This is a genomic window from Bacillus sp. BC08, from assembly GCF_054326875.1.
Map to the genome: position 1 here is coordinate 903,983 of NZ_JBTGPA010000035.1, position 24,778 is coordinate 928,760.

Here is a 24,778-nt window from a genome sequence, read left to right on the forward strand (position 1 = left end):
TTGAGAAGGTAACGGTTTGAAATACATAGGGTATGTTGTACCCTTTTTTCAAAAGTCCTCTCGCACACGCTGAGAGGACTTTTTTTATACCATTACTCTCACGCAAGAAAAAAAGCTTGGAGGTGTAGAGCATGCAAGAGAAAGCAGTCGTTTTAGATGACCAAATGATTCGCCGCGCTTTAACACGAATTAGTCATGAAATCGTGGAACGAAATAAAGGTGTCGATAATTGTGTTCTTGTCGGAATTAAAACTCGTGGAATTTTTATTGCACAACGTTTGGCAGAACGAATTGGTCAAATTGAAGGAAAAGAAATGGAAGTTGGAGAGCTAGATATTACGTTATATCGTGATGATCTAACACTACAATCCAAAAATGAAGAACCACTTGTAAAAGGTTCTGATATCCCTGTAGATATTACGAAGAAAAAAGTTATCCTTGTAGATGATGTATTATATACAGGAAGAACAGTTCGAGCAGCAATGGATGCTCTTATGGATTTAGGTAGACCATCACAAATCCAACTGGCGGTTCTTGTTGATAGAGGTCATCGTGAACTACCAATTCGCGCTGATTATGTAGGAAAGAACATTCCAACATCAAGTGAAGAGCGTATCGAAGTTGATTTGCAAGAGACAGATCAACAAGATCGAGTAAGCATATACGATAAGTAAAGCCCTTTTAAATGTAGTCCTGTGAGGCTGCCAAAGGGTCTTGGCTTTCATATGTCAAATTTGGCATACGAAAGTGTAGGACTCTTTGTGCACAGGCACAAAGAGTTTTTTTATTGCAAAGAATTAAACTGAAGGAGGATGTAACAATGGAACAAAAGCCAGTGTTAGACGTTAATGAAGTACCGAAACCGGGAAAATGGTTATTTTTAAGTATACAACATTTGTTCGCGATGTTTGGATCAACAGTGCTGGTTCCGTTTTTAACAGGATTGAATCCGTCAGTAGCATTAATATCAAGTGGATTAGGAACGCTAGCGTTTCTTCTTATAACGAAAGGTCAAGTACCTGCCTATCTAGGATCATCATTCGCCTTTATCGCACCGATAATAACAGCGAAAACAGCAGGTGGACCTGGAGCAGCAATGCTCGGTGGTTTGTTAGCAGGACTTGTGTACATCTTAATTTCACTCGGAATTAAGAAGTCAGGATCAGAGTGGATTATGAAATTACTTCCGCCAATCGTAGTTGGTCCAGTAGTAATGGTAATCGGTCTAGCTTTAGCACATACAGCAGTTAACATGGCGATGAACGGTGCGGATGGAAAATATAGCTTTACACACTTTTCAGTAGCATTAGTAACGTTAGCAATTACAATTATCTGCTCTATATTCGGAAGAGGATTTTTCAGTATCATACCAGTGTTACTTGGCATTATCGGCGGATATATCTTCGCTTACTTCCAAGGGCTAGTAGACTTAAAGCCGGTAGCTGAGGCAAAATGGTTTGTTGTACCAGATTTCACAGTACCATTTGTAACATATACTCCGGAATTTTCGTGGAAGATTGTACTCTTGATGGTACCAGTTGCACTAGTAACAATTTCAGAACATATCGGACATCAAATTGTACTTGGAAATGTTATTAAAAGAGATTTAATTGAAAAACCAGGTTTACACCGTTCAATCTTCGGTGATGGAGTAGCAACATTAATCGCATCACTGATCGGTGGACCACCGAATACAACGTATGGTGAAAACATCGGTGTGCTAGCAATTACGAGAGCATACAGTGTATACTTATTCATCGGTTCAGCAGTGTTCGCAATCGTGTTCGGGTTTATCGGTAAGATTTCTGCACTGATTCATTCAATCCCAACACCGGTTATGGGTGGCGTATCAATCTTACTATTCGGTGTAATCGCATCAAGTGGATTACGCATGATGGTAGATGATAAAACAGACCTAAGTGACAAACGAAACTTAATGATTGCATCAGTAATACTAGTAATCGGTATTGGTGGAGCGGTACTTCACGTAGGAGAATCGTTCCAAGTAGAAGGAATGGCACTAGCAGCAATTGTAGGTGTCCTGTTAAATCTACTACTACCAGAAACGAAACAAATAAAACAATCTAAGCAGATTGCTTCATAATAATAACCTTTTAATTCAGTCCTGTGAGACCGGAAAGGGTGGCTTCTTCCTTGCACCCTAGTCTCACATGACTAGGGTATTTTTATACGAAGGTTGTTATAAATATACAAAAGTGGTAACATAAAAATCAGAAAGATGAGGGATGACGATGAGCCATTTGTTAACGATGAGTGAATTATCGGAAGTAGAAATTTCAGAAATCCTAAAAGACGCAGAAGATTTCGCGAATGGAAAAGAGAGCAAAACGACAGAGCAAACTTTTGTTGCGAACTTGTTCTTTGAGAATAGTACGAGAACGAGATTTAGCTTTGAAGTTGCTGAGAAGCGATTAGGACTTGAAGTTTTAAACTTTTCAGCTGATGCATCTAGCGTACAAAAAGGAGAAACTTTATACGATACGATAAGAACACTAGAATCAATCGGAACAAAAGCGGTAATCGTCCGCCATGAGCAAGATCGCTACTTCGATGAACTAAAAGATCAGGTAAATATCCCAATCTTAAACGCTGGAGATGGATGTGGAAACCACCCAACACAGTGCCTACTCGATCTTCTTACAATTAAACAAGAGTTTGGAAGATTTGAAGGATTAAAGATTGCGATAGTAGGAGATGTTCGTCATAGCCGAGTAGCACGTTCTAATGCAGAAGCATTAACGAAACTGGGTGCAACAATTTACTTTGCAAGTCCAGAAGAGTGGAAAGATAAAGACAGCACATTTGGAACATACAAACCATTAGATGAACTTGTTCCAGAAGTGGATGTAATGATGTTACTTCGTGTACAACATGAGCGTCATGATCATTATGAAACAGACATTATGAAAGAGTATCATGAGAAACACGGATTAACAGTGGAAAGAGAAAAGCGTATGAAAGAAGGAAGCATTATTATGCATCCAGCTCCTGTAAACCGTGATGTTGAAATTGCAAGTGAACTTGTTGAGTGTGAGCGTTCACGCATATTTAAACAAATGGAAAATGGAGTTTACGTAAGAATGGCTGTACTAAAACGCGCCTTACCAAATGTATTAGGAGGAATGAAACATGAATTACTTGTTTAAAAATGGTCGTTATATGAATGAAGAAGGAAAAATCGTAGCAACAGATCTTCTCGTACAAGACGGTAAAATCGCTAAGGTAGCAGAAAATATTACGGCAGATAATGCTGAAGTAATCGATGTGAACGGAAAGTTAATCGCACCTGGATTAGTAGATGTACACGTACATCTTCGTGAACCAGGTGGTGAACATAAAGAAACAATTGAAACAGGTACGCTAGCAGCCGCAAAAGGTGGATTCACTACAATTTGTGCAATGCCAAATACACGCCCAGTACCAGATTGCAGAGAACATATGGAAGACTTGCAAAATCGTATTAAAGAAAAAGCGCATGTCAACGTACTACCATACGGAGCAATTACAGTACGCCAAGCAGGTTCTGAAATGACAGATTTCGAGACGTTAAAAGAACTTGGAGCATTTGCTTTCACTGATGACGGTGTAGGCGTACAAGATGCTAGCATGATGTTAGCTGCAATGAAGCGTGCAGCGAAATTAAATATGGCAGTGGTTGCGCACTGTGAAGAGAATACTCTTATTAATAAAGGTTGTGTACATGAAGGGAAGTTTTCTGAGAAACATGGATTAAACGGTATCCCATCAGTATGTGAATCTGTACATATTGCAAGGGATATACTGCTAGCTGAAGCGGCAGATTGTCACTATCACGTATGTCACGTAAGTACGAAAGGATCTGTACGTGTAATCCGTGATGCGAAACGCGCTGGAATTAAAGTAACAGCAGAAGTAACACCTCACCATCTAGTGTTATGTGAAGATGATATCCCATCAGCTGACCCGAACTTTAAAATGAACCCACCGCTTCGTGGAAAAGAAGATCACGCAGCACTAATTGAAGGTTTACTAGATGGAACAATCGATATGATCGCAACTGATCATGCACCGCATACAGCGGAAGAAAAAGCGCAAGGAATGGAAAGAGCACCATTCGGAATTACTGGTTTTGAAACAGCATTCCCACTGCTATACACAAACCTTGTGAAAAAAGGAATTATTACATTAGAACAGTTAATTCAATTCTTAACAGAAAAACCAGCTGATACATTCGGCTTAGAAGCAGGTCGCCTGAAAGAAGGTAGAACAGCTGATATTACAATCATTGATTTAGAACAAGAAGAAGAGATTGACCCAACAACATTTTTATCAAAAGGAAAAAATACACCATTCGCAGGTTGGAAATGCCAAGGATGGCCGGTAATGACAATCGTTGGTGGTAAGATCGCATGGCAAAAGGAGAGTGCATTAGTATGAAAAGACAACTTATCTTAGAAGATGGAACAGTATTAATTGGAAAAGGTTTCGGAGGAGAAATCGAAAAGTCAGGTGAGGTTGTATTTACAACAGGAATGACTGGATATCAAGAAACATTATCTGATCCATCATATTGCGGTCAAATCGTAACATTCACGTACCCATTAATCGGAAACTACGGCATCAACCGTGACGATTTTGAATCGATTCATCCATCTGTAAATGGTTTAATCGTAAACGAAATTTGTGATCACCCATCAAACTTCCGTAATGAAATTTCGTTAAATGATTACTTAAAAGAAAGAAATATCCCAGGCTTAGCAGGAATTGATACGAGAAAATTAACGAGAAAAATTCGTCAATACGGTACATTACGTGGACGTCTATGTAACATGGATGCAGATGTAGAATACATCGTGAGCCAATTAAAAGCGACAGTATTTACAGATCACGTGAAACGCGTATCAACGAAAGATCCATACCCAAGCCCAGGTCGTGGACACCGAGTTGTACTTGTAGACTTCGGAATGAAACATGGTATTTTAAGAGAATTAAATAAACGTGATTGTGATGTAATTGTTGTACCTTACAATACAACAGCAGAAGAGATTTTACGCCTTAGCCCAGATGGAATTATGTTAAGTAACGGACCTGGGGATCCAAAAGATGTACCAGAAGCAATTGAAATGTTAAAAGACATTATCGGTAAAGTTCCTTTATTCGGAATTTGCCTAGGACATCAATTGTTCGCTCTAGCATCTGGTGCGAATACAAGTAAGTTAAAATTCGGTCACCGCGGTTTAAATCATCCAGTAAAACATCTTGCAACTGGAAAAGTAGCAATTACATCTCAAAACCATGGTTACGCAGTAGAAGAAGAATCAGTTAAAAATACAGAACTTGAAATTACACATGTAGCTTTAAATGACGGAACAGTAGAAGGTCTTCGTCATACGAAGTTCCCAGCATTTACAGTACAATATCATCCAGAAGCTTCAGCAGGACCAGAAGATGCAAATGATTTATTCGAAGATTTCTTAGCAATGATTGAAAACTTCAAGAAAGAAGGGGAAGAGTTATGCCAAAACGCCTAGACATTAACACAATTTTAGTAATCGGATCAGGACCAATTGTAATTGGGCAAGCAGCAGAGTTTGACTACTCTGGTACACAAGCTTGTCAATCTCTTAGAGAAGAAGGTTACAAAGTAATCCTTGTTAACTCTAACCCAGCAACAATTATGACAGATACTGCAACAGCAGATAAAGTATACATTGAGCCTTTAACATTAGAATTCGTAAGCCGAATCATTCGTAAAGAGCGTCCAGATGCAATCTTACCAACATTAGGTGGTCAAACAGGCCTGAATATGGCTGTTGAACTTGCAAAATCAGGCATACTGGAAGAGTGTGGAGTTGAAATTTTAGGAACAAAATTATCAGCAATCGAGCAAGCGGAGGATCGTGATTTATTCCGTACATTAATGCAGGAATTAAATGAACCAATTCCATCTAGTACCATTATTCATACGCTAGAAGAAGCACATGAATTTGTAAAAGAAATTGGATATCCAGTTATTGTTCGCCCAGCATTTACAATGGGCGGAACAGGTGGCGGAATCTGTAGTAATGAAGAAGAACTAATTGAAATCGTATCAGGTGGATTAAAACATAGTCCAGTAACACAATGTTTATTAGAAAAGAGCATTGCTGGTTGTAAGGAAATTGAATATGAAGTAATGCGTGATTCGAATGATAACGCGATTGTAGTATGTAACATGGAAAATATCGATCCAGTTGGAGTTCACACAGGTGATTCTATCGTTGTAGCACCGAGCCAAACATTAAGTGACCGTGAATACCAAATGTTACGAAATACTTCATTACGAATTATTCGTGCATTAGGAATTGAAGGTGGATGTAACGTTCAGCTTGCACTTGATCCACATAGCTTCCAATACTATGTAATCGAAGTAAACCCACGTGTAAGTCGTTCATCTGCACTAGCATCTAAAGCGACTGGATATCCAATTGCGAAGCTAGCGGCAAAAATTGCAGTCGGTTTAACATTAGATGAAATTATAAATCCAGTAACACAAAAAACATACGCTTGTTTCGAACCAGCATTAGACTATGTTGTTTCAAAAATTCCGCGCTGGCCATTTGATAAGTTTGAATCGGCAAACAGAACGCTTGGAACGCAGATGAAAGCAACTGGTGAAGTTATGTCAATCGGACGTAACCTAGAGCAGTCATTATTAAAAGCGATTCGTTCTTTAGAACTTGGCGTTTATCACTTAGAGTTAGCGCATTTAAAAGAGCTTGATAAAGAGACAATGAAAAAACGCATTATAAAAGCTGATGATGAGCGACTGTTTATTGTAGCAGAAGCAATTCGTCAAGGTGTAACGAAAGAAGAAATTAACGAATGGTGTGAAATGGACTTCTTCTTCTTACAAAAAGTTGAAAACATCGTAAATATGGAACGCGAAGTAAAGGCGAATGTAGGAAATATGGAAGTACTACAATCTGCGAAAGAAATGGGCTTCAGTGATCACTACATTGCAGCAGCTTGGAACAAAACAGAGCGTGAAATTTACGATATGCGTAAAGAAAGCAATATAACTCCTATTTATAAAATGGTAGATACTTGTGCGGCAGAGTTTGAATCTGCAACACCATACTACTACAGCACATATGGTGACGAGAATGAATCGGTTAGAACAGATCGTAAGAGTGTTGTCGTACTAGGGTCTGGTCCAATCCGTATCGGTCAAGGTGTTGAGTTTGACTATGCAACGGTTCACTCTGTATGGGCAATTAAAGAAGCTGGATATGAGGCAATCATTGTTAATAACAATCCGGAAACAGTTTCAACAGACTTCAGTATTTCTGACAAATTATACTTTGAACCATTAACAATCGAAGATGTAATGCACATTATCGATTTAGAAAAGCCAGAAGGTGTTATCGTCCAATTCGGTGGACAAACGGCAATTAACTTAGCTGCTAAATTAGAAGCTCACGGTGTGAAAATCTTAGGAACATCACTTGAAGATTTAGATCGTGCAGAAGATCGTGATAAGTTTGAAGCAGCTCTAACACAGCTTGGTATCCCGCAACCAGTTGGTAAAACAGCAACGACTGTAGAGCAAGCGGTAGCAATCGCTGACAAAATTGGTTACCCAGTATTAGTAAGACCATCTTACGTACTAGGTGGACGCGCGATGGAAATCGTATATCGTCAAGAAGAACTGCTACACTACATGAAAAATGCGGTTAAAGTTCACGCAGATCACCCAGTATTAATCGATCGTTACATGGTTGGTAAAGAGATTGAAGTAGATGCAATTTCAGACGGTGAGAATGTATTCATTCCAGGTATTATGGAACATATTGAACGCGCTGGAGTTCACTCTGGTGACTCAATCGGAGTATATCCACCACAAAGCTTATCTGCAAAACTGAAAGAACAAATTATTGAACATACAATTGCACTTGGAAAAGGTTTAAATATTGTTGGATTACTAAATATCCAGTTTGTAGTATTTGAAGATCAAGTGTATGTAATTGAAGTAAACCCACGTGCGAGCCGTACAGTACCATTCTTAAGTAAAATTACAGGTGTACCGATGGCGAATGTTGCAACGAAAGTTATTTTAGGTCAAAACCTTGTAGAGCAAGGATACGGAACTGGTTACCACCCAGAAGAGAAAGAAGTGTATGTAAAAGCACCGGTATTTTCATTTGCGAAACTACGTTCAGTTGATACAACATTAGGACCTGAAATGAAGTCAACAGGGGAAGTAATGGGGAAAGACTTAACACTTGAAAAAGCATTATACAAAGGGTTAGTTGCTTCTGGAATTAACATTCCAACGCACGGATCAGTAATCATTACTGTAGCGGATAAAGATAAAGAAGAGGCAATGGAAATTGCAAAACGTTTCCATGAAATCGGCTATAACTTATTAGCAACAGCTGGAACAGCACAATCGTTAGCAGAGCAAAACATTCCAGTACAAGTTGTAAACAAAATTGATTCTGAAGACTACAACTTATTAGACATTATCCGTCAAGGAAAAGCGCAGTTTGTAATCAATACATTAACAAAAGGCAAACAACCAGCGCGTGATGGTTTCCGCATTCGCCGTGAATCAGTAGAAAATGGTGTGGCTTGCTTAACATCACTTGATACAACGAGAGCAATTTTACGAGTACTAGAATCTATGACATTCTCAGCTCATTCAATGAAAGAAATTACGCAAACAAAGCGTCACGAGGTGGTACATGCATGATGCAAAAGCAAAATATGATCGTCGTTAATCAAAAAGAAATCGCAAAAAACATTTACGAATTAGTGCTTCAAGGAACGTTAGTACAGCAAATGAACGAACCAGGGCAGTTTGTACACATTAAGGTAGCAGAGGGCATTGCGCCCCTTCTGCGCCGCCCGATTAGTATTTGTAATGTAGATCAAGAGAAGAACGAATTTACAATGCTATATCGTGCAGAAGGACAAGGGACAAAAACATTAGCAACTAGAAAACAAGGTGAAATGGTAGACGTACTAGGACCACTAGGACATGGTTTTCCTGTAGAAGAAGCAGAAGCTGGTCAAACAGCTTTACTAGTCGGCGGGGGGATTGGCGTACCACCACTTTATGAATTATCACAGCGCCTTGTTGCAAAAGGTGTACGCGTAATTCACATCTTAGGTTTTCAAACGAAAGATGTCGTTTTCTATGAAGAGAAATTTGCAGAACTTGGTGATACGTACGTTGCGACAGTAGACGGTACACACGGCACAAAAGGATTTGTCACAGATGTAATTGATAATTACGGAATTGACTTTGATATTCTTTATTCATGTGGTCCGTTAGCGATGCTTCGTGCATTAGAAGGACGTTACAAAGAGAAAAAAGCTTATATTTCTTTAGAAGAACGTATGGGCTGTGGTATTGGAGCTTGTTTCGCATGTGTATGCCACTTACAAGAAGATCCAAGTGGACATTCTTACAAGAAGGTGTGTAGCGACGGACCAGTATTTCCAATCGGGGAGGTTGTACTATGAACAGATTGCAAGTTGAATTACCGGGATTATCATTAAAAAATCCAATTATACCGGCATCTGGATGCTTTGGATTTGGTCGTGAATATGCACAGTTTTACGATTTAAGTGTACTAGGATCAATCATGATCAAAGCGACGACAGAACAACCACGTTATGGAAATCCGACGCCTCGTGTTGCTGAAACACCGGGCGGCATGTTAAATGCAATCGGACTTCAAAACCCAGGGTTAGAAAAAGTAATGAATTCTGAATTACCATGGTTAGAACAATTTGATCTTCCAATCATTGCGAACGTTGCAGGCTCACAAGCTGAGGATTATGTAGCGGTTGCAAAGGAAATTTCTAAAGCGCCTAATGTCCACGCACTAGAATTAAATATTTCTTGTCCGAACGTAAAAACAGGTGGTATCGCCTTTGGTACAAATCCTGAAATTGCTGCTGATTTAACGAAGCGAGTAAAAGAGGTTTCTGAAGTACCTGTATACGTGAAGTTGTCACCGAACGTGGCAAACATTGTGGAAATTGCAAAAGCGATTGAAAATGCAGGTGCAGATGGTTTAACGATGATTAATACATTGCTTGGTATGCGTCTAGATTTAAAAACAGCTAAACCAATTTTAGCAAACCGTACAGGCGGATTATCAGGTCCTGCGATTAAGCCAGTAGCGATTCGTATGGTACATGAAGTAAGCCAAGCGGTTAACATTCCAATTATCGGAATGGGTGGTATTGAAACAGCGGAAGATGTGATTGAATTCTTCTACGCTGGTGCAAGCGCAGTTGCAGTAGGTACAGCGAACTTTATCGATCCGTTCGTATGTCCGACAATTATTGAAGAGTTACCAGCACTATTAGATGAATTAGGATTTGATCACATTTCGGAATGTCAAGGAAGGAGCTGGAAGCAAACATGTCACAGTCGTTAATCGTTGCACTAGATTTTCCAGGGAAACAAGATGTAGAACAATTCTTGCGCCACTTTGAAGGGGAAGAGTTATTTGTCAAAGTTGGTATGGAGTTATTTTATAAAGAAGGCCCTGCAATTATTACGTACTTAAAAGAAACAGGACATAAGATCTTTCTAGATTTAAAACTTCATGATATTCCGAACACAGTAAAAAGCGCTATGCGTAGCCTAGCTAGTCTAGATGTTGATATGGTAAATGTTCATGCTGCTGGGGGAAGCAGTATGATGAAAGCTGCGATTGAGGGATTAGAGGAAGGTAAGCAAGAAGGAAAAGAGAGACCGATTTGTATTGCAGTTACACAACTAACAAGCACTTCGGAAGCGATGATGAAAAAAGAGATCGGCATTGAGAAAACGTTAGAAGAAGCGGTTGCTCATTATGCAAAACTAACGAAAGAAAGTGGACTTGATGGCGTTGTTTGTTCAACACTTGAAGTTCCAAAATTACGTGAAGTATGCGGAAATGAATTTGTAACAGTAACACCGGGGATTCGTCTTGCAAGCGATGATGTAAATGACCAAGTGCGCGTAGCAACACCGAAACGTGCGAGGGAACTTGGCTCAAGTTACATCGTAGTTGGACGTAGTATTACAAAAGCAGAAAATCCGCTTGAAGCGTATAAAACAGTAAAACAACAGTGGGAAGGTGTAACAGTATGAAAAAAGAAATCGCATCGCATTTATTAGAAATTGGAGCAGTATTTTTACAACCGAATGATCCATTCACTTGGTCTTCAGGTATGAAATCACCAATTTATTGTGATAACCGTTTAACTTTATCTTATCCAAAAGTACGTCAAGCAATTGCAGCTGGATTAGAAGCGTTAATTAAAGAGCACTTCCCAACTGTAGAAGTTATTGCAGGAACAGCAACTGCTGGTATTGCACACGCTGCATGGGTAAGCGATCGTATGGATTTACCAATGTGCTACGTACGTAGTAAAGCAAAAGGTCACGGTAAAGGGAACCAAATTGAAGGAAAAGCTGAAAAGGGTCAAAAAGTAGTAGTAGTAGAGGACCTAATTTCAACTGGCGGTAGTGCAATTACATGTGTAGAAGCACTTCGCGAAGCTGGCTGTGAAGTATTAGGAATCGTATCAATCTTCACATACGAGCTAGAAGCAGGAAAAGAAAAACTAGAATCAGCTAACGTAGCATCATACTCTTTAAGCGACTACAGTGCATTAACTGAAGTAGCAGCAGAAAAAGGTATGATCGGACAAGCTGAAACGAAAAAATTACAAGAGTGGCGTAAAAATCCAGCAAACGAAGCTTGGATCACAGCGTAACACGAAAAAAGACGACCGCGGGGGAACGCGGTCGTTTTTTATATTATTGTTAAAACTTCATGTAAAGTCCTATCGATATCAAAAAAATCATATTATAATCTCTTTACTAAATACTACTTAGTGCTTTCTGCAATCTCATATCCTCTTACAAACAATAGCGTCATATAAGAAACAACAAATGAGAAGATGCTGTACATGCCAACCCAAAAGAAAAATTTTGGAGTAAAGGCGATAACACCTATTATTAAAAAACTAGCAAACGTTACAATCGGCATTACGTAATACGTTTTCGTCTTACGTGTTCCAATAACAGAAACGATAAAGATAAGTAATGGACAAATTAATAAGACGAAAATCAATTCATTCATAGTTATGTCCCCTTTTCGAATGGAAGTAATCTGTTTCTCGTAAACGTTTTGAAATAAATACTCTCCTAATATAACTTCGCTAACATATACATAATCCCTTTTGAAAGCCAGTAATTCATGATGAATTTTACAATAAAAAAACATAAGCAAGAGAACACTTGCTTATGTTATAGGATAAACATCGCAACGATGGTGGTGACAATTAAGCCAATCACAACTGGTAAAAAGTTTCGGCGTGCAAGTTCAAACGGATCCACTTTACAAATGGCAGCGGCAGGAATAAGCGCCCAAGGAATTAAAGTCCCGCCTCCGGTCCAGATTGCAGCAATTTGCCCAAGTGCTGTTAATGTAGCTGTTCCATGCCCAAGTGCTGTTCCGAAAAGATTGGCAATTGAACCAGCAAGTGATATACCGGAAAAGCCAGATCCATCTAACCCTGTTATGACACCAACGATTGTTAATGTTCCCGCTGATACATATTGGTTTAAAGGAACAGTTTGAGATAAGGCGATTCCTAAGTCGTTAATGATTCCGTGTGAACCTTTCGGTAAATAATCCCCGATAATTTTTACAAAGCCGCTATCTCCTAAATAAAAGAGTGCAGCAATTGGGATAACTGGACCAAAGATTTTAAATCCAAATTGGAGCCCTTCTATAAAATAATCGGTCGTTTTATTTAGTCCATTACCTTTGTAGGCTATAAGGGAAATGATGATAATCATAATAACAGTCGTCCCGCCGATAAGTGCAGTTGCGTCGCTGCCTTGTAGTTTAAATTGAATCATGCAAAGGATATCGATGGCATATACGATCGGAATGCAAATAGCGAGCCATTTTTTTGTCCGAGAAGATAATGAAGTGAGCGTTTTAGAAGACTCAGTTGATGGAATAGATTCTTGCGTCGATAAGCCTGTATGAAATTCTTTTCGTAAGAAGAAAAATGCGACGGAAGTTGTCACAATGCCCATAACGATAACGAGCGGAACACTGGCAGAAACAACGCTGGAAACAGGAAGACCACCAGCATCTGCTGTTAATTTCGGTGCACCTTGAATAACGAAGTCACCAGATAAGGCGATGCCGTGCCCGAATAAGTTCATAGCAATGGCAACGCCAATTGGGGGAAGACCGACGCGTACAGCGACGGGTAATAAAATAGCTCCCATTAAGGCGACAGCCGGAGAAGGCCAAAAGAAGAAAGAAATAGTCATCATTAAAAGGCCGATAATCCAGTAGGCGAGGGTAGGGGTACGAATCATCTTTGTAAATGGTGAAATCATCGTATCATTTATGCCGGTATGAACGAGTAGATTGCTCATTGATACGATAATGGAGATGATTAATATAGTTGGTAATAGCTCAATAATAGCGTAAATGAAACTTTGAAAAATACTGCTAATAGCAAGAGGGATAGAGCTTGTAGCGGTTAATGCTAATAAAAAGATAAAAACGATACAAATAATCGTCGTATCTTTCCGGAGAATAAAAAAGGCGATAATAGTGAGTAAACAAAGAATATAGAGAGCATGCAACAGCGTTAATTCAACTCCCATAACATTCACATCCTTTAGGCATTCGTGTAGTTTATTGTATGAAGGCAGTGAAAGTATGTGAGTATAGGAAAAAGAAAAAAGTGAAATTTCATGTACTGTAATGATAAGAACGATGAATGGATGTTAAAATACAATTAATCATAAAAATGGAATTCAAGGAGGGCTTATGCGCAAAATAATTGGATTTTGGGGATTCGTTATATCTTGTAGTCTATTAATCATTTTAAACTTGTTTACAAACAATGAATGGATCAGTATCATACCTGTTTTCGGGTTTGTTTTTGTACTGCTATATAACTGGGATGATATGAAACAATATAGTAAGAAAAGTATCGGAATTATGATAGGTATCATTGTTGTTTGCTCATTTTTCGTAGGGTTTATTTTAATAGAAGGGCAGAAGCAAATGGAGAAAATGTCTATTTTTCAACAATGGATGTCGTCTGCAAAAGGACTTTATATTGTAATTGTAGTAGTTGTTTTTCTGAAAATTGTTATAAGTATAGTAGGTTACATATTAAAGAAGAAGTAGAATTGGGGCGTACGAATGAGAGAGAAAATAGGATATTATGGTGTGCTCGTTTGTTTACTATTATCAGTTGTTTCAGGGCAATTTCTTAAAAGTGAATGGGTGCCAGTTATATTATGTATAGGAGTATTGATTTTTGCACCTATGTATCGCTGGAAAGAATGGAAGGCATATAGCCGAAAAAAGAAAATTGTTTTCAGCATCGAGTTTGTCATTGTAATTAGCACGATTCCATTTTTGTTATTGAAAGGAAATGAGATAATAGATGGAATTGTAATGTTTCAAGGCTGGTTATTTATTGCGAAATTGATATATTTAATATGTATTTTAATGTTGGTAGCGGCAGTCGCCAAAAAAGTAAATAAAAAGCTATTCGCTAATGAATAAAAGAAAATGCCACCCTTATTCGGTGGCATCTTCTCATTTTATTGAATGAGCTTTTTGCATCTTTTTAACTAAACGAATTTGTCCGCGATGATTGATTTCATCTTCAAATACGTGAAACCACTTAAAGTAGTTATTTGCTGGCTTGTCATACCAAAAGTCTGTCGTTTTAAATAGCCATTCATCAGGTAACGATTGAAAAGTCTCGATCGTGTTGGAACGTACTTCTTGTAATGTGTTTATGTAAAATTCTATAGAGTTTCCTTTTATTTTCTCGCGGCCAAGATCTCCTAACTCGATAGCAGGTAACCAACGTTCTAATTCAGCTTCCGTTGGTTCACGGTCTTCAAAAGTATGAATCTGGTAGTAAAATTCAATAGCGACCATATGGTACAATAACATGCCGATTGAATTTGCTTCTTCATCATACAAATAATCAAGTTCTTCAATTGTTAAACCTTCCACCGCTTGCATTGTTGTATAGCGAGCATAATTCATCATGGAAACAAGTTTGGAAAATTAAGGCTGTAAACCATCTATTTTATCAATTACAAAGTTCAATTAAAATTCCCCCTCTTTAAACGATGACTCCAGAGAAAGAATTCTATGTGCAGCGAAAAACTCCTTTAAAAAAGGCTATGATTTTAACAAGGGATAACAATTAGTTCCCGATTTGATTTTGTAATAACTTCATATCCGTCTTTTGTGATGACAATATCATCTTCAATTCTACAACCGCCCCAGTCTGGTATATAAATGCCTGGTTCCACTGTAACAACCATACCTTCTTCTAAAGTAGCTTTACTTTCTTGGGATAGGCGAAGAGGTTCATGTATTTCTAACCCAAGACCATGACCAGTAGAGTGTCCAAAATATTGACCGTATCCATGTTCTGTAATGTAATCTCTCGTTATATCATCGATACTTTTCGCAGTTTCCCCAGGTTTAATTGCTTCCGTCCCACGTTTTAACGCTTCTCGTACAATATTGTATATCTTTTTGAATTTTTCTGATGGTTCCCCAATTGCTACAGTACGTGTTATATCGGAACAATATCCATCGTAAAGTGCACCGAAATCTAATGTAACGACGTCGCCTCGTTCGATTATTTTATTTGATGCAACTCCATGAGGAAGTGAAGAACGGACGCCAGAAGCTACAATGATTTGGAAGGAAGAGGATGTAGCCCCTTTTTTTCGCATAAAAAATTCTAACTCATCTCGTACATCATTTTCACTTATTCCTGGTTTTAGAAACGTAAGGATGTGGTGAAATGCTTCGTCAGCAATATTAGCTGCAATTTTCATTGTTTCTATTTCAGGCGTGTCTTTAATAATACGAATATTTTCGATGATTTCGCACACTTGAACCATTTCCACATGTACGTATTTTTGTAAGTTTTTATATTGTTGCAATGTCATGTTATTTTCTTCAATTCCAAGTTTTTGGATGTTTAATTTTGATACTTGATGTGCAATTTCTTTTTCTAAATTTCCTTTATGCATAATAATTTCAGCATCTTTTATTTGTGATTTTGCTTGATCTACATAGCGGAAATCTGTTATAAAAACAGCTGTATCCGCAGAGATTAAGACGACGCCAGCACTACCTGTAAAGCCTGTTGCATATTGGCGATTTTCTTTTTTTGTAATCAGTAATCCGTCAATTTCATAGTTTTGTAGTTGATTTTGGATTTTATTAATTTTCAAAGTCATGTTAATTCCCCCTATTCACAGTATTGAATAAAGCAAATAGCGTGCCAAAAAAATATTTTTAGAGAAAAGATAACAGAAATTTTGTGGGTGGTGGGCTGCTCGTGAAATACAGATTATTTTAATTATCAGTGGGAGAATGAGAAAATATCGACCAAAATTTCACTTTCTTTACAAGGTGTCAAAAAACTTATACAAATTCGAAAGAGCACTGTCAATTTTTTTGACAATATGGAAGAGAAGGATAAGAGATTTTTAGTATATATTTTGAAAGTATGTCCTTTGTTTTGTTCTAATGTAAAATTTAATATATAAATAAATAATTGTTATTGATATAATAGGTAATTGTTGGATTTCTCAAGGAGATAGGGAAACGTAACGAATATGAAGGAATAAGGATTGTGAGTATATGAAGAAATTTAGTAAAGTAATGTCATTTTGCTTGGCGGCTAGTATGCTAGTTGTAACAGGGTGTGAAAAAGGTGAAAACAAAGTTCAAGTAAATGAAACGATTGAACAGCTTGATGAAGCGCCAGAAGTGACAGAAAAAGAAGCGGAAAAGATTGTAAGAAAGAGTGTAGATGCAATAGCAAATGAATTTAGTGAGATGGAAAAAGAAAATGGATGGAGCCGAAATAATCCTGGAGATTTAGCTACAGCTAAAAAAGGCGTTAAGGGATTAGTTTCAGATAAGTTTGTGGAGAAGGAGCTTCCAGGATTGCTTGATACATTTAATAGGTCAAGGGAAACAGATATGTTACCATTTCCGATTCATATTGAGCCGGACGTGAGGACAACTTATTCACAGAAAAATGATGTTTTAAAGATCGAGACGCTTACTCTTGCAAATGATATGGGGAATGAAGCGGAGATGTGGGAATTTGTCTTAGTGTATACCGATGGAGAATGGTTAATGGATAGATGGTCATCAAATACGTCAGTAGATTTAAAGTTAACTAAAGAAGAAGCTAAAGAACTTCTTAGAGTACAAGGTTTCAAGAATGTCTCTTTCGTTAGAGAAGAGAATAGTGGAAATAAGAAATATATTTTTAAAGAAAGTAACGGAGTAGTTGCTGTCGACGCAAAAAACTCGGTTATTACTCACAATGTAGATGATGAAGAGCAAGAAAAGGTAACGAAAAAAGATTTTGTTCAAGAGCAAGAAACAGTTAAGGGGAATGATTCTAGTACGTCTACTAGTTCAAAAAAAGAAACTTCGTCAGCAGTGGGGAAAACTAAGGTTTTAAATGAGTTAGCAGCTCTAGAAAACCAAGAAAAACATACAAATGTTATGTTAACAAATGACATAGTAAATGAAATAGAAGGAAATTATCAACTGTGGGATAATAAACTAAATGAGATTTACAGTACGTTAAAAAATACGATGTCAGCTGATGCGTTTCAGTCGGTGAAAACGAAACAAATTGCATGGGTTAAAGAAAAGGAAAGTAAGGTTAAAGCCATTGCTACGGATGAAAATAATGGAACGATGAAATATATTGAAGCTGCAGATGAAAAATATAAGATGACAAAAGAAAGATGTTATGAATTAGTGAATGGGTACATGAACTAGTGTGAACGAATATAAAAAATGCGTTGCTTATAAGCAACGCATTTTTTATATTTACGCTTTTAATTTCATTACAGTATCAGCATCAGGTGTTACATATACGGTTTGCTGATTGTCGTACGTAACAAAACCAAGTTTTGCACCACTCGGTTTTTTGACATGGCGTATTTTAGTGAAATCTACAGGAACAGAACTAGAATCCTTTGCTTTACTAAAATAGGCAGCGATTTTAGCAGCTTCTAACACAGTTTCTTCGGTAGGTTCAAGAGAACGAATGACAACATGAGACCCAGGGATATCTTTCGTATGTAACCAAATTTCATCACGACGGGCAAACTTCGTTGTTAAATAATCATTTTGTTTATTGTTTTTACCAACGAAAATCTCTGTACCATCACTTGCAAAATATTTATCTAATACTGGTTTGGTAGGCTTTTTCTTTGCGTTTTTCGTTTTACGATTGCGCATATAACCTTCTTCAGCCAATTCCTCACGAATTTCTTCAATATCTTTTGAAGATGCAGCTTCCATTTGTTGAAGTAAGCTATCAAAATAAAGAATTTCTTCATTTGTTTTTTCGATTTGTTCTTCTACAACAACAACTGAATTTTTCGCTTTTTGGTACTTTTGGAAATAGCGTTGTGCATTGTCAGATGGTGTTTTTAAAGGATCTAATGTAATTTTTACAGTTCCGCCATTTTCATCATAATAGTTAACGACTTCAATATCTTTATCACCTTTTTTCAAAGCATACATATTGGCTGTAAGTAGTTCTCCAAATAGTTGATATTTATCTGCTTTTCCGGCATCTTGTAATGTTTTTTCTAGTTTAATGAGCTTCTTCTCATTTTTATTTTTTTCGTTTTGCATAAAGCGCTCTAAATCATAAGCTTGTTGTTTTACACGGTCGCGCTCTGCTTTTCCGAAAAAGAAACGGTCTAGCAATTCACTAACAGATGAGAATGTCTTGTCTTCTCCTTGCAAGTGTGCAAGAGGGAAAAGATAAAAGAATTCTTTCCCATTTGAAGTAGTCATTGTTGGTGAATATGTATGAGTTAGTAATGGTTTTTGTATGGAGAAAAATGCGTCCGCTAATGCTTTTTCATTTACCATACCTGCTTTTTTCACTACTTCTTTTGCGAATAACGGCGATATGCCCGTAAAGGTGCCGACAAGCTGTTTATCCATGTTCCCAGATAGAAAGTCTAGCGGTCTAATAAATTCATCATTTGTTTCAATCTGAAGTGGATTAATTTTATGTTGTGCTGGTGGTGCAACATATTCCGCTCCAGCATATACAGTTCGATGTCGGTTTACTGCTAAAGAAACGTGTTTTAAGCTATCTAAAATGTTGTTTGTTTTTGTGTCTACTAAAATGATGTTACTATGTCGTCCCATTATTTCAATTACTAATGTTTTTAGTGATTCGTCACCAATTTCATTTCTACTGCGAACTGTAATTTGAATAATGCGCTCTAAATCAATTTGTTCAATTTTTTCAATGAATCCACCTTCTAAATGCTTACGAAGAAGCATACAAAACATTGGTGGAAGTGCAGGTGAATCGTAATTTTGATTTGTTAAGTGTAAACGTGCATATGTCGGATGAGCGGAAAGAATCAGTTTTTGATTTTTTCCGTTTGCTCGAATATGTAATAAAATCTCGTATTTTGAAGGTTGGTATATCTTAGAAATTCTTCCTGTGTAAAGAGAATTTGCAATTTCATGTGTAATTGCTCTTGTAAATAATCCATCGAATGCCATAAATGAACACTCCTTTCTAACTAAAAGTTAATTATAGCATTTTTTTGGACGAGGCTGAATAAGCTTTCAATAGAGTATGTCTGGAATCAGGAGGTCGATAGTGGGATGAACTGGTATGGAATGCGCGCACATGAAGTGGAAGAAAGAACGAATACGAATGTGAAGGTTGGACTTACAGAGAAAGAAGCAGAGGGCCGAATAAAAAAATTTGGTACAAATGAATTGGATGAAGCAAAAAGGCCTTCTGCACTGATGGTATTTTTGGCGCAATTTAAAGATTTTATGGTACTTGTTTTATTTGGGGCAACAATAGTTTCGGCTTTTTTAGGTGAATACATTGATTCTATTGCGATTGTGGCAATTGTTATTATCAATGGTATTCTTGGCTTTTTTCAAGAAAGAAAGGCTGAAAAGTCACTGGAAGCTTTAAAAGAGCTAGCCGCCCCGCAAGTTACTGTACTGCGGAATGGAAAGTGGGTAAAGGCACCGTCTAAAGCACTCGTTTTAGGTGATGTTATTAAATTTTCTAGTGGTGATCGTATTGGGGCGGATGTACGTCTTGTTGAGGCATCGAGTTTATATATCGAAGAATCAGCTTTGACAGGAGAGTCAGTACCGGTGCAGAAGAAGGTGGAAGCTCTGCAAGGGCAAGATGTTTCAATTGGTGATCAAAAAAATATGGCTTTTATGGGTACGATGATTACACGAGGAGCTGGAACAGGGGTCGTTGTAGCAACTGGTATGAATACAGCGATGGGTCAAATTGCAAATATGTTACAAAATGCAGAGCAAATGGAAACACCACTACAAAGAAGATTAGAGCAACTCGGAAAAATATTAATTATTGTGGCTCTTATTTTGACAGCGCTTGTCGTATTAGCGGGTGTGTATCAAGGGAATGAAGTATATCATATGTTTTTAGCAGGCGTGTCGCTAGCTGTTGCTGCGATTCCTGAAGGATTACCAGCGATCGTTACAGTAGCTTTATCGCTTGGTGTACAGCGTATGATTAAAAAGAGAGCAATTGTAAGGAAGTTACCAGCGGTAGAAACGTTAGGATGCGCTTCCGTTATATGTTCTGATAAAACAGGAACAATGACGCAAAACAAGATGATGGTAACACATATGTGGTCAGGTGGAGAGTTATGGAAAGTGACGGGGCAAGGATATGAACCTAATGGCTCTTTTTTGAAAGGTGAAAAGGAATTCGATCCAGCTAAAACAAAAGCGCTGTATCAACTACTCACATTCGGTTCACTATGTAATAACGCAAATATTATCCAAAAGAAAAAGGCATATGTATTAGATGGAGATCCAACAGAGGGCGCACTTGTAGCTGCAGCAATGAAAGCGGGGATAACGCGTGAGGCACTGAAAGGGAAATTTGAAATTATTCGTGAATTTCCATTCGATTCAACTCGAAAAATGATGAGTGTTATTGTGCGAGATAGAGAGGGGAAAAAATTTCTTGTTACGAAGGGAGCACCAGATGTCCTCCTGCAAATGAGTCAAACGATTTTGTGGGGGGATAAGCAACAACCGTTAAGTGAGTTGTATAGAAAAGAAGTACAGGCGGCTATTCATAGTTTAGGTAGTCAAGCGCTTCGAACAATTGCAGTTGCATTTAAGCCATTAAAAGTAACTGATTCTATTGAACATGAAAGAGACGTTGAAAAAGATTTTATGTTGGTCGGGATACAGGGAATGATTGATCCGCCAAGACCAGAGGTAGAACAGGCTGTAAAAGAGTGCAGAGAAGCTGGTATTCGAACAGTGATGATTACAGGAGATCATAAAGTGACAGCAATGGCAATTGCGGAACAATTAGGGGTTTTACCACCTGGTGGACGTGTTGTTGAAGGAGTAGAACTCGCGAATATGGATGTAGAGGAACTAGAAAGTGTTGTAGAAGATACGTATGTATTTGCTCGAGTATCACCTGAACATAAATTGAAAATTGTTAAGGCGTTGCAAAATAAAGGGCATATAGTAGCGATGACAGGTGATGGAGTAAACGATGCTCCGGCTATAAAAACAGCGGATATTGGGATAGCGATGGGAATTACAGGAACAGACGTTGCGAAAGAAGCTTCTTCACTTGTTTTGCTAGATGATAATTTTGCTACGATTAAATCAGCAATTAAAGAAGGTAGAAATATATACGAGAATATACGTAAGTTTATTCGTTATTTATTAGCATCAAACGTAGGAGAAATTTTAGTCATGTTATTTGCAATGTTACTTGCATTACCGCTGCCGATGGTTCCCATTCAAATTTTATGGGTGAACTTAGTTACTGACGGTTTACCGGCGATGGCATTAGGATTGGATAAGGCGGAAGGGGACGTGATGAAGAGAACGCCGCGTCATCCGAAAGAAGGGGTATTTGCTAGAGGGCTTGCATGGAAAATTATAAGCCGTGGTTTTCTAATTGGAGCAGTGACGTTAGTGGCGTTTATTATTGCATATAATCAACACCCAAATGAGCTGAAATATGCACAAACTGTGGCGTTTGCGACGTTGGTACTTGCACAACTTATTCATGTATTTGATTGCCGAAGTGAACATTCTATCTTCCACCGTAATCCGTTTGGGAACGTGTATTTAGTAGGAGCGGTTATCATTTCTTTACTGTTAATGTTAGTGGTTATATATTATCCACCGCTACAACCGATCTTTAGTACAATGCCAATACAAGCGAGAGATTGGTTGTTAATTGGAGGTTTGTCATCAATTCCGACCTTCTTATTAGTAGGTTCTTTATTAACAGGGAAAAAGGGGAAGAAGGAAAAGCCAGTATTATATAAGAAGGGATTAAACTTGAAATAGTCAATGATATGAAAATGTGATATAATTTACAGAAGGTAGTAGAGCCTTGTCTCTATTACCTTTTTCATTGAGTTATTTCATGGCTTGGATGTGATAAAAAATGATTTGTAGTATGACAGGATTTGGAAGATCGAAAGTAGAAAATGATACTTTTCAAATTACAGTAGAAATGAAATCGGTGAATCACCGTTTTCTAGAGATGAGTATTCGACTTCCGAAGCAAATGATGGTATTTGAAGACAAAATTCGTAAAATAATTGCAGAACAAGTTCGACGTGGACGCATTGAAGTGTCTATTAGTATAACGGGTGAAGGGCTTGTTGAAAGAAAATTAAGTGTGAATTGGTCGCTTCTTGAGCAGTACCAATCGATTATGGAAGATATAAAAGGAAAATTTCAATTACAAGATTCTATTACACTTCAGCAATTAATGGCAATGCCAGAAGTAACAGCGATTGAAGAAGTAGAAAATGTAAATGAACAATTTGAGAACAGTTTATATGAGGCTGTTCGCCAAGCTGCTCATATGTTAAAAACGATGAGAGATGGCGAAGGAGAACGATTACATAAAGATATAGCGTATCGTTTACAAGAGATTCACAATTGTGTAAATGCAATTATTCCGCATGCACCGATTGTTACACAAAAATATCGTGAACGATTAGAAAATCGCTTAAAAGAATTACATAATCAAGAACTAGATGAACAAAGATTGTTAACAGAAGTCGCAATCTTTGCAGAGCGTTGTGATATTCACGAAGAGGTAGTTCGTTTGCAAAGTCATTTAGAGCAATTTCGTGAAACACTGCAGATTGAAGAGCCTGTTGGAAGGAAAATGGATTTCATCGTGCAAGAGATGCATAGAGAAATTAATACGATTGGTTCTAAGGCAAATGACTTAACAATTTCAAAATATGTTGTAGAAATGAAAAATAACCTTGAAAAAATTCGTGAACAAGTACAAAATATTGAGTAGCTTTCAAAAAATATATAAAGTTATACGTGGTGGAGAAATCGGATAGACTTACTAGGAGGCGCAAACTATGGCCATGCGGTTTTTAAATATTGGATACGGAAATATTGTATCTGCTCATCGAATTATTGCTATTGTAAGTCCGGAGTCAGCTCCTATTAAACGAACAGTACAGGAAGCACGCGAACATAATGCTTTGCTTGATGCTACGTATGGGAGAAAAACAAGGGCGGTTATTGTTATGGATGATGGGCATGTGGTATTAAGTCCAATTCAGCCAGAGACGATTGCACATCGTTTGAATAATAAAGAAGATTTAAGTGAGGAAGGGTAGGTTTTACATATTTATGAGAAGTAGAAGAGGATTGCTCATCGTTCTTTCAGGACCTTCTGGGGTTGGTAAAGGAACGGTTCGAAAAGAGCTGTTTAGTCATGAGGATACACGTTTTCAGTACTCCATTTCAGTAACGACACGTAAGCCACGTGAAGGTGAAGTAGATGGTGTGGATTATTTCTTTAAAGAGAGAGAAGAATTTGAGGAAATGATTCGTAATGAAAAATTACTTGAGTGGGCTGAGTTCGTAGGTAATTATTACGGAACACCGATTGACTATGTTGAAAAAACATTACAAGAAGGAAAAGATGTATTCTTAGAAATTGAAGTGCAAGGAGCAATTCAAGTTAAGAAAGCATTCCCAGAAGGTGTATTTATTTTCTTAGCACCTCCAAGTTTATCTGAACTAAAGAACCGCATTGTCGGCCGTGGTACAGAAACTGAAGATGTTATTGAAAATCGTTTAACGGTAGCGAAAGAAGAAATCGAAATGATGGACGCTTACGACTATGTTGTAGAAAACGATCAAGTTGAACTAGCTTGTGAAAGAATTAAAGCAATTGTGGTTGGTGAACATTGCCGCCGCGAAAGAGTAGCAAAATATTATAAAGAAATGACGGAGGGTCTATAATTATGTTAAATCCATCAATTGATTCATTATTAACAAAAATCGATTCTAAATATACACTTGTAACAGTAGCTGCAAAACGTGCGCGTGAAATGCAACTTGCTGATAACTGTGTTATCGAGCAACCTGTTTCTCATAAATGTGTAGGTAAATCACTAGAAGAAATCGATGCAGAAGTATTAAAATATGTACCAAGCGAAGGCAAAATCATCGATTAAGACATTCTTTTCGACAAATTAAAACATAGACTTTATAATTTTCTATGTAACGGTAACAACCTATTTACAAGTAGGTTGTTATTTTTTTACGATAGGGAAGAAATATTGGTACTGAAGAGCTGGGAATTCTGTTTCAGTATTATAAGTTTG

Annotated in this window: 23 protein-coding genes; 18 read left to right on the forward strand and 5 right to left on the reverse strand. The window is 37.6% G+C overall.

The window, feature by feature from the left end:
• The first annotated feature begins 131 nt into the window (after positions 1-131).
• The 10 genes from pyrR to pyrE all read left to right on the forward strand — a co-directional run bounded on the left by pyrR (position 132) and on the right by pyrE (position 11,766).
• The gene (gene pyrR / locus ACXVYO_RS22935; RefSeq protein ID WP_001156490.1) at positions 132-674 is read left to right on the forward strand and encodes a bifunctional pyrimidine operon transcriptional regulator/uracil phosphoribosyltransferase; all 543 of its coding nucleotides are present in this window, start codon (positions 132-134) and stop codon (positions 672-674) included.
• A gap of 146 nt (positions 675-820) precedes the next feature.
• The gene (uraA, locus tag ACXVYO_RS22940) at positions 821-2,104 is read left to right on the forward strand and encodes a uracil permease (protein ID WP_458468558.1); all 1,284 of its coding nucleotides are present in this window, start codon (positions 821-823) and stop codon (positions 2,102-2,104) included.
• Positions 2,105-2,252: 148 nt separating this feature from the next.
• Positions 2,253-3,167, forward strand: a complete 915-nt coding sequence (pyrB, locus tag ACXVYO_RS22945; RefSeq protein ID WP_426830965.1) for an aspartate carbamoyltransferase — start codon at positions 2,253-2,255, stop codon at positions 3,165-3,167.
• Positions 3,151-4,437, forward strand: coding sequence for a dihydroorotase (gene pyrC / locus ACXVYO_RS22950; RefSeq protein WP_458468559.1), 1,287 nt, complete (start codon positions 3,151-3,153; stop codon positions 4,435-4,437). Before pyrB ends, pyrC begins: the two co-directional genes overlap by 17 nt.
• Entirely contained in the window at positions 4,434-5,531 is a 1,098-nt protein-coding gene (locus ACXVYO_RS22955) for a carbamoyl phosphate synthase small subunit (protein WP_000828668.1), read from the forward strand. The genes pyrC and ACXVYO_RS22955 overlap by 4 nt, the downstream gene beginning before the upstream one ends.
• Entirely contained in the window at positions 5,516-8,734 is a 3,219-nt protein-coding gene (gene carB / locus ACXVYO_RS22960; RefSeq protein ID WP_458468560.1) for a carbamoyl-phosphate synthase large subunit, read from the forward strand. Before ACXVYO_RS22955 ends, carB begins: the two co-directional genes overlap by 16 nt.
• Positions 8,731-9,510, forward strand: coding sequence for a dihydroorotate oxidase B electron transfer subunit (gene pyrK / locus ACXVYO_RS22965; protein WP_000983359.1), 780 nt, complete (start codon positions 8,731-8,733; stop codon positions 9,508-9,510). The genes carB and pyrK overlap by 4 nt, the downstream gene beginning before the upstream one ends.
• Positions 9,507-10,436, forward strand: coding sequence for a dihydroorotate oxidase B catalytic subunit (pyrD, locus tag ACXVYO_RS22970; RefSeq protein WP_001081057.1), 930 nt, complete (start codon positions 9,507-9,509; stop codon positions 10,434-10,436). The genes pyrK and pyrD overlap by 4 nt, the downstream gene beginning before the upstream one ends.
• A complete protein-coding gene (gene pyrF, locus ACXVYO_RS22975) occupies positions 10,421-11,137 on the forward strand; it encodes an orotidine-5'-phosphate decarboxylase (protein WP_458468561.1) in 717 nt (238 codons plus the stop codon). The genes pyrD and pyrF overlap by 16 nt, the downstream gene beginning before the upstream one ends.
• A complete protein-coding gene (gene pyrE / locus ACXVYO_RS22980; RefSeq protein WP_458468562.1) occupies positions 11,134-11,766 on the forward strand; it encodes an orotate phosphoribosyltransferase in 633 nt (210 codons plus the stop codon). The genes pyrF and pyrE overlap by 4 nt, the downstream gene beginning before the upstream one ends.
• A gap of 113 nt (positions 11,767-11,879) precedes the next feature.
• Here the strand turns inward: pyrE and ACXVYO_RS22985 are convergent, their stop codons facing one another.
• Both ACXVYO_RS22985 and ACXVYO_RS22990 read right to left on the reverse strand, forming a co-directional pair.
• Positions 11,880-12,134, reverse strand: a complete 255-nt coding sequence (locus ACXVYO_RS22985) for a YbeF family protein (RefSeq protein ID WP_458468563.1) — start codon at positions 12,132-12,134, stop codon at positions 11,880-11,882.
• A gap of 167 nt (positions 12,135-12,301) precedes the next feature.
• A complete protein-coding gene (locus tag ACXVYO_RS22990; protein ID WP_458468564.1) occupies positions 12,302-13,687 on the reverse strand; it encodes a hypothetical protein in 1,386 nt (461 codons plus the stop codon).
• Positions 13,688-13,853: 166 nt separating this feature from the next.
• Between ACXVYO_RS22990 and ACXVYO_RS22995 the strand changes: the two genes are divergently transcribed.
• Together ACXVYO_RS22995 and ACXVYO_RS23000 are read left to right on the forward strand one after the other, a co-directional pair.
• Positions 13,854-14,219 (forward strand): YoqO family protein, encoded by a 366-nt coding sequence (locus ACXVYO_RS22995; RefSeq protein WP_458468565.1) that lies wholly within the window; start codon positions 13,854-13,856, stop codon positions 14,217-14,219.
• Between the two features lie 15 nt (positions 14,220-14,234).
• Entirely contained in the window at positions 14,235-14,603 is a 369-nt protein-coding gene (locus ACXVYO_RS23000; RefSeq protein ID WP_458468566.1) for a YoqO family protein, read from the forward strand.
• A gap of 33 nt (positions 14,604-14,636) precedes the next feature.
• On the opposite strand, the gene ACXVYO_RS23005 is transcribed toward ACXVYO_RS23000, so the two are convergent.
• Together ACXVYO_RS23005 and ACXVYO_RS23010 are read right to left on the reverse strand one after the other, a co-directional pair.
• The gene (locus ACXVYO_RS23005) at positions 14,637-15,101 is read right to left on the reverse strand and encodes a DinB family protein (protein ID WP_458468567.1); all 465 of its coding nucleotides are present in this window, start codon (positions 15,099-15,101) and stop codon (positions 14,637-14,639) included.
• Between the two features lie 143 nt (positions 15,102-15,244).
• Complete coding sequence (locus ACXVYO_RS23010) at positions 15,245-16,315, reverse strand: M24 family metallopeptidase (protein WP_458468568.1); 1,071 nt, start codon at positions 16,313-16,315, stop codon at positions 15,245-15,247.
• A 406-nt stretch (positions 16,316-16,721) separates the two neighbouring features.
• Between ACXVYO_RS23010 and ACXVYO_RS23015 the strand changes: the two genes are divergently transcribed.
• Positions 16,722-17,885 (forward strand): lysozyme inhibitor LprI family protein, encoded by a 1,164-nt coding sequence (locus tag ACXVYO_RS23015; RefSeq protein ID WP_458468569.1) that lies wholly within the window; start codon positions 16,722-16,724, stop codon positions 17,883-17,885.
• 51 nt (positions 17,886-17,936) lie between these two features.
• Here the strand turns inward: ACXVYO_RS23015 and ACXVYO_RS23020 are convergent, their stop codons facing one another.
• On the reverse strand, positions 17,937-19,646 hold the full coding sequence (locus ACXVYO_RS23020) for an Rqc2 family fibronectin-binding protein (protein ID WP_016086580.1): 1,710 nt from the start codon (positions 19,644-19,646) through the stop codon (positions 17,937-17,939).
• Between the two features lie 105 nt (positions 19,647-19,751).
• Between ACXVYO_RS23020 and ACXVYO_RS23025 the strand changes: the two genes are divergently transcribed.
• The 5 genes from ACXVYO_RS23025 to rpoZ all read left to right on the forward strand — a co-directional run bounded on the left by ACXVYO_RS23025 (position 19,752) and on the right by rpoZ (position 24,628).
• A complete protein-coding gene (locus ACXVYO_RS23025; protein ID WP_458468570.1) occupies positions 19,752-22,475 on the forward strand; it encodes a calcium-translocating P-type ATPase, SERCA-type in 2,724 nt (907 codons plus the stop codon).
• 100 nt (positions 22,476-22,575) lie between these two features.
• The gene (locus ACXVYO_RS23030) at positions 22,576-23,451 is read left to right on the forward strand and encodes a YicC/YloC family endoribonuclease (protein WP_458468571.1); all 876 of its coding nucleotides are present in this window, start codon (positions 22,576-22,578) and stop codon (positions 23,449-23,451) included.
• 67 nt (positions 23,452-23,518) lie between these two features.
• A complete protein-coding gene (gene remA, locus ACXVYO_RS23035; RefSeq protein WP_001251456.1) occupies positions 23,519-23,782 on the forward strand; it encodes an extracellular matrix/biofilm regulator RemA in 264 nt (87 codons plus the stop codon).
• 13 nt (positions 23,783-23,795) lie between these two features.
• Positions 23,796-24,413: a guanylate kinase gene (gene gmk / locus ACXVYO_RS23040; RefSeq protein ID WP_001257740.1), complete on the forward strand. Its 618-nt coding sequence runs from the start codon at positions 23,796-23,798 to the stop codon at positions 24,411-24,413.
• Positions 24,414-24,415: 2 nt separating this feature from the next.
• A complete protein-coding gene (gene rpoZ / locus ACXVYO_RS23045) occupies positions 24,416-24,628 on the forward strand; it encodes a DNA-directed RNA polymerase subunit omega (protein WP_000933965.1) in 213 nt (70 codons plus the stop codon).
• Positions 24,629-24,778 lie beyond the last annotated feature (150 nt).

Bases quoted from the DNA above. Each gene is read 5' to 3' on its own strand.
- pyrR (WP_001156490.1), top strand. From the start codon at position 132: ATGCAAGAGAAAGCAGTCGTTTTAGATGACCAAATGATTCGCCGCGCT.
- uraA (WP_458468558.1), top strand. From the start codon at position 821: ATGGAACAAAAGCCAGTGTTAGACGTTAATGAAGTACCGAAACCGGGA.
- pyrB (WP_426830965.1), top strand. From the start codon at position 2,253: ATGAGCCATTTGTTAACGATGAGTGAATTATCGGAAGTAGAAATTTCA.
- pyrC (WP_458468559.1), top strand. From the start codon at position 3,151: ATGAATTACTTGTTTAAAAATGGTCGTTATATGAATGAAGAAGGAAAA.
- ACXVYO_RS22955 (WP_000828668.1), top strand. From the start codon at position 4,434: ATGAAAAGACAACTTATCTTAGAAGATGGAACAGTATTAATTGGAAAA.
- carB (WP_458468560.1), top strand. From the start codon at position 5,516: ATGCCAAAACGCCTAGACATTAACACAATTTTAGTAATCGGATCAGGA.
- pyrK (WP_000983359.1), top strand. From the start codon at position 8,731: ATGATGCAAAAGCAAAATATGATCGTCGTTAATCAAAAAGAAATCGCA.
- pyrD (WP_001081057.1), top strand. From the start codon at position 9,507: ATGAACAGATTGCAAGTTGAATTACCGGGATTATCATTAAAAAATCCA.
- pyrF (WP_458468561.1), top strand. From the start codon at position 10,421: ATGTCACAGTCGTTAATCGTTGCACTAGATTTTCCAGGGAAACAAGAT.
- pyrE (WP_458468562.1), top strand. From the start codon at position 11,134: ATGAAAAAAGAAATCGCATCGCATTTATTAGAAATTGGAGCAGTATTT.
- ACXVYO_RS22985 (WP_458468563.1), bottom strand. From the start codon at position 12,134: ATGAATGAATTGATTTTCGTCTTATTAATTTGTCCATTACTTATCTTT.
- ACXVYO_RS22990 (WP_458468564.1), bottom strand. From the start codon at position 13,687: ATGGGAGTTGAATTAACGCTGTTGCATGCTCTCTATATTCTTTGTTTA.
- ACXVYO_RS22995 (WP_458468565.1), top strand. From the start codon at position 13,854: ATGCGCAAAATAATTGGATTTTGGGGATTCGTTATATCTTGTAGTCTA.
- ACXVYO_RS23000 (WP_458468566.1), top strand. From the start codon at position 14,235: ATGAGAGAGAAAATAGGATATTATGGTGTGCTCGTTTGTTTACTATTA.
- ACXVYO_RS23005 (WP_458468567.1), bottom strand. From the start codon at position 15,101: ATGATGAATTATGCTCGCTATACAACAATGCAAGCGGTGGAAGGTTTA.
- ACXVYO_RS23010 (WP_458468568.1), bottom strand. From the start codon at position 16,315: ATGACTTTGAAAATTAATAAAATCCAAAATCAACTACAAAACTATGAA.
- ACXVYO_RS23015 (WP_458468569.1), top strand. From the start codon at position 16,722: ATGAAGAAATTTAGTAAAGTAATGTCATTTTGCTTGGCGGCTAGTATG.
- ACXVYO_RS23020 (WP_016086580.1), bottom strand. From the start codon at position 19,646: ATGGCATTCGATGGATTATTTACAAGAGCAATTACACATGAAATTGCA.
- ACXVYO_RS23025 (WP_458468570.1), top strand. From the start codon at position 19,752: ATGAACTGGTATGGAATGCGCGCACATGAAGTGGAAGAAAGAACGAAT.
- ACXVYO_RS23030 (WP_458468571.1), top strand. From the start codon at position 22,576: ATGATTTGTAGTATGACAGGATTTGGAAGATCGAAAGTAGAAAATGAT.
- remA (WP_001251456.1), top strand. From the start codon at position 23,519: ATGGCCATGCGGTTTTTAAATATTGGATACGGAAATATTGTATCTGCT.
- gmk (WP_001257740.1), top strand. From the start codon at position 23,796: ATGAGAAGTAGAAGAGGATTGCTCATCGTTCTTTCAGGACCTTCTGGG.
- rpoZ (WP_000933965.1), top strand. From the start codon at position 24,416: ATGTTAAATCCATCAATTGATTCATTATTAACAAAAATCGATTCTAAA.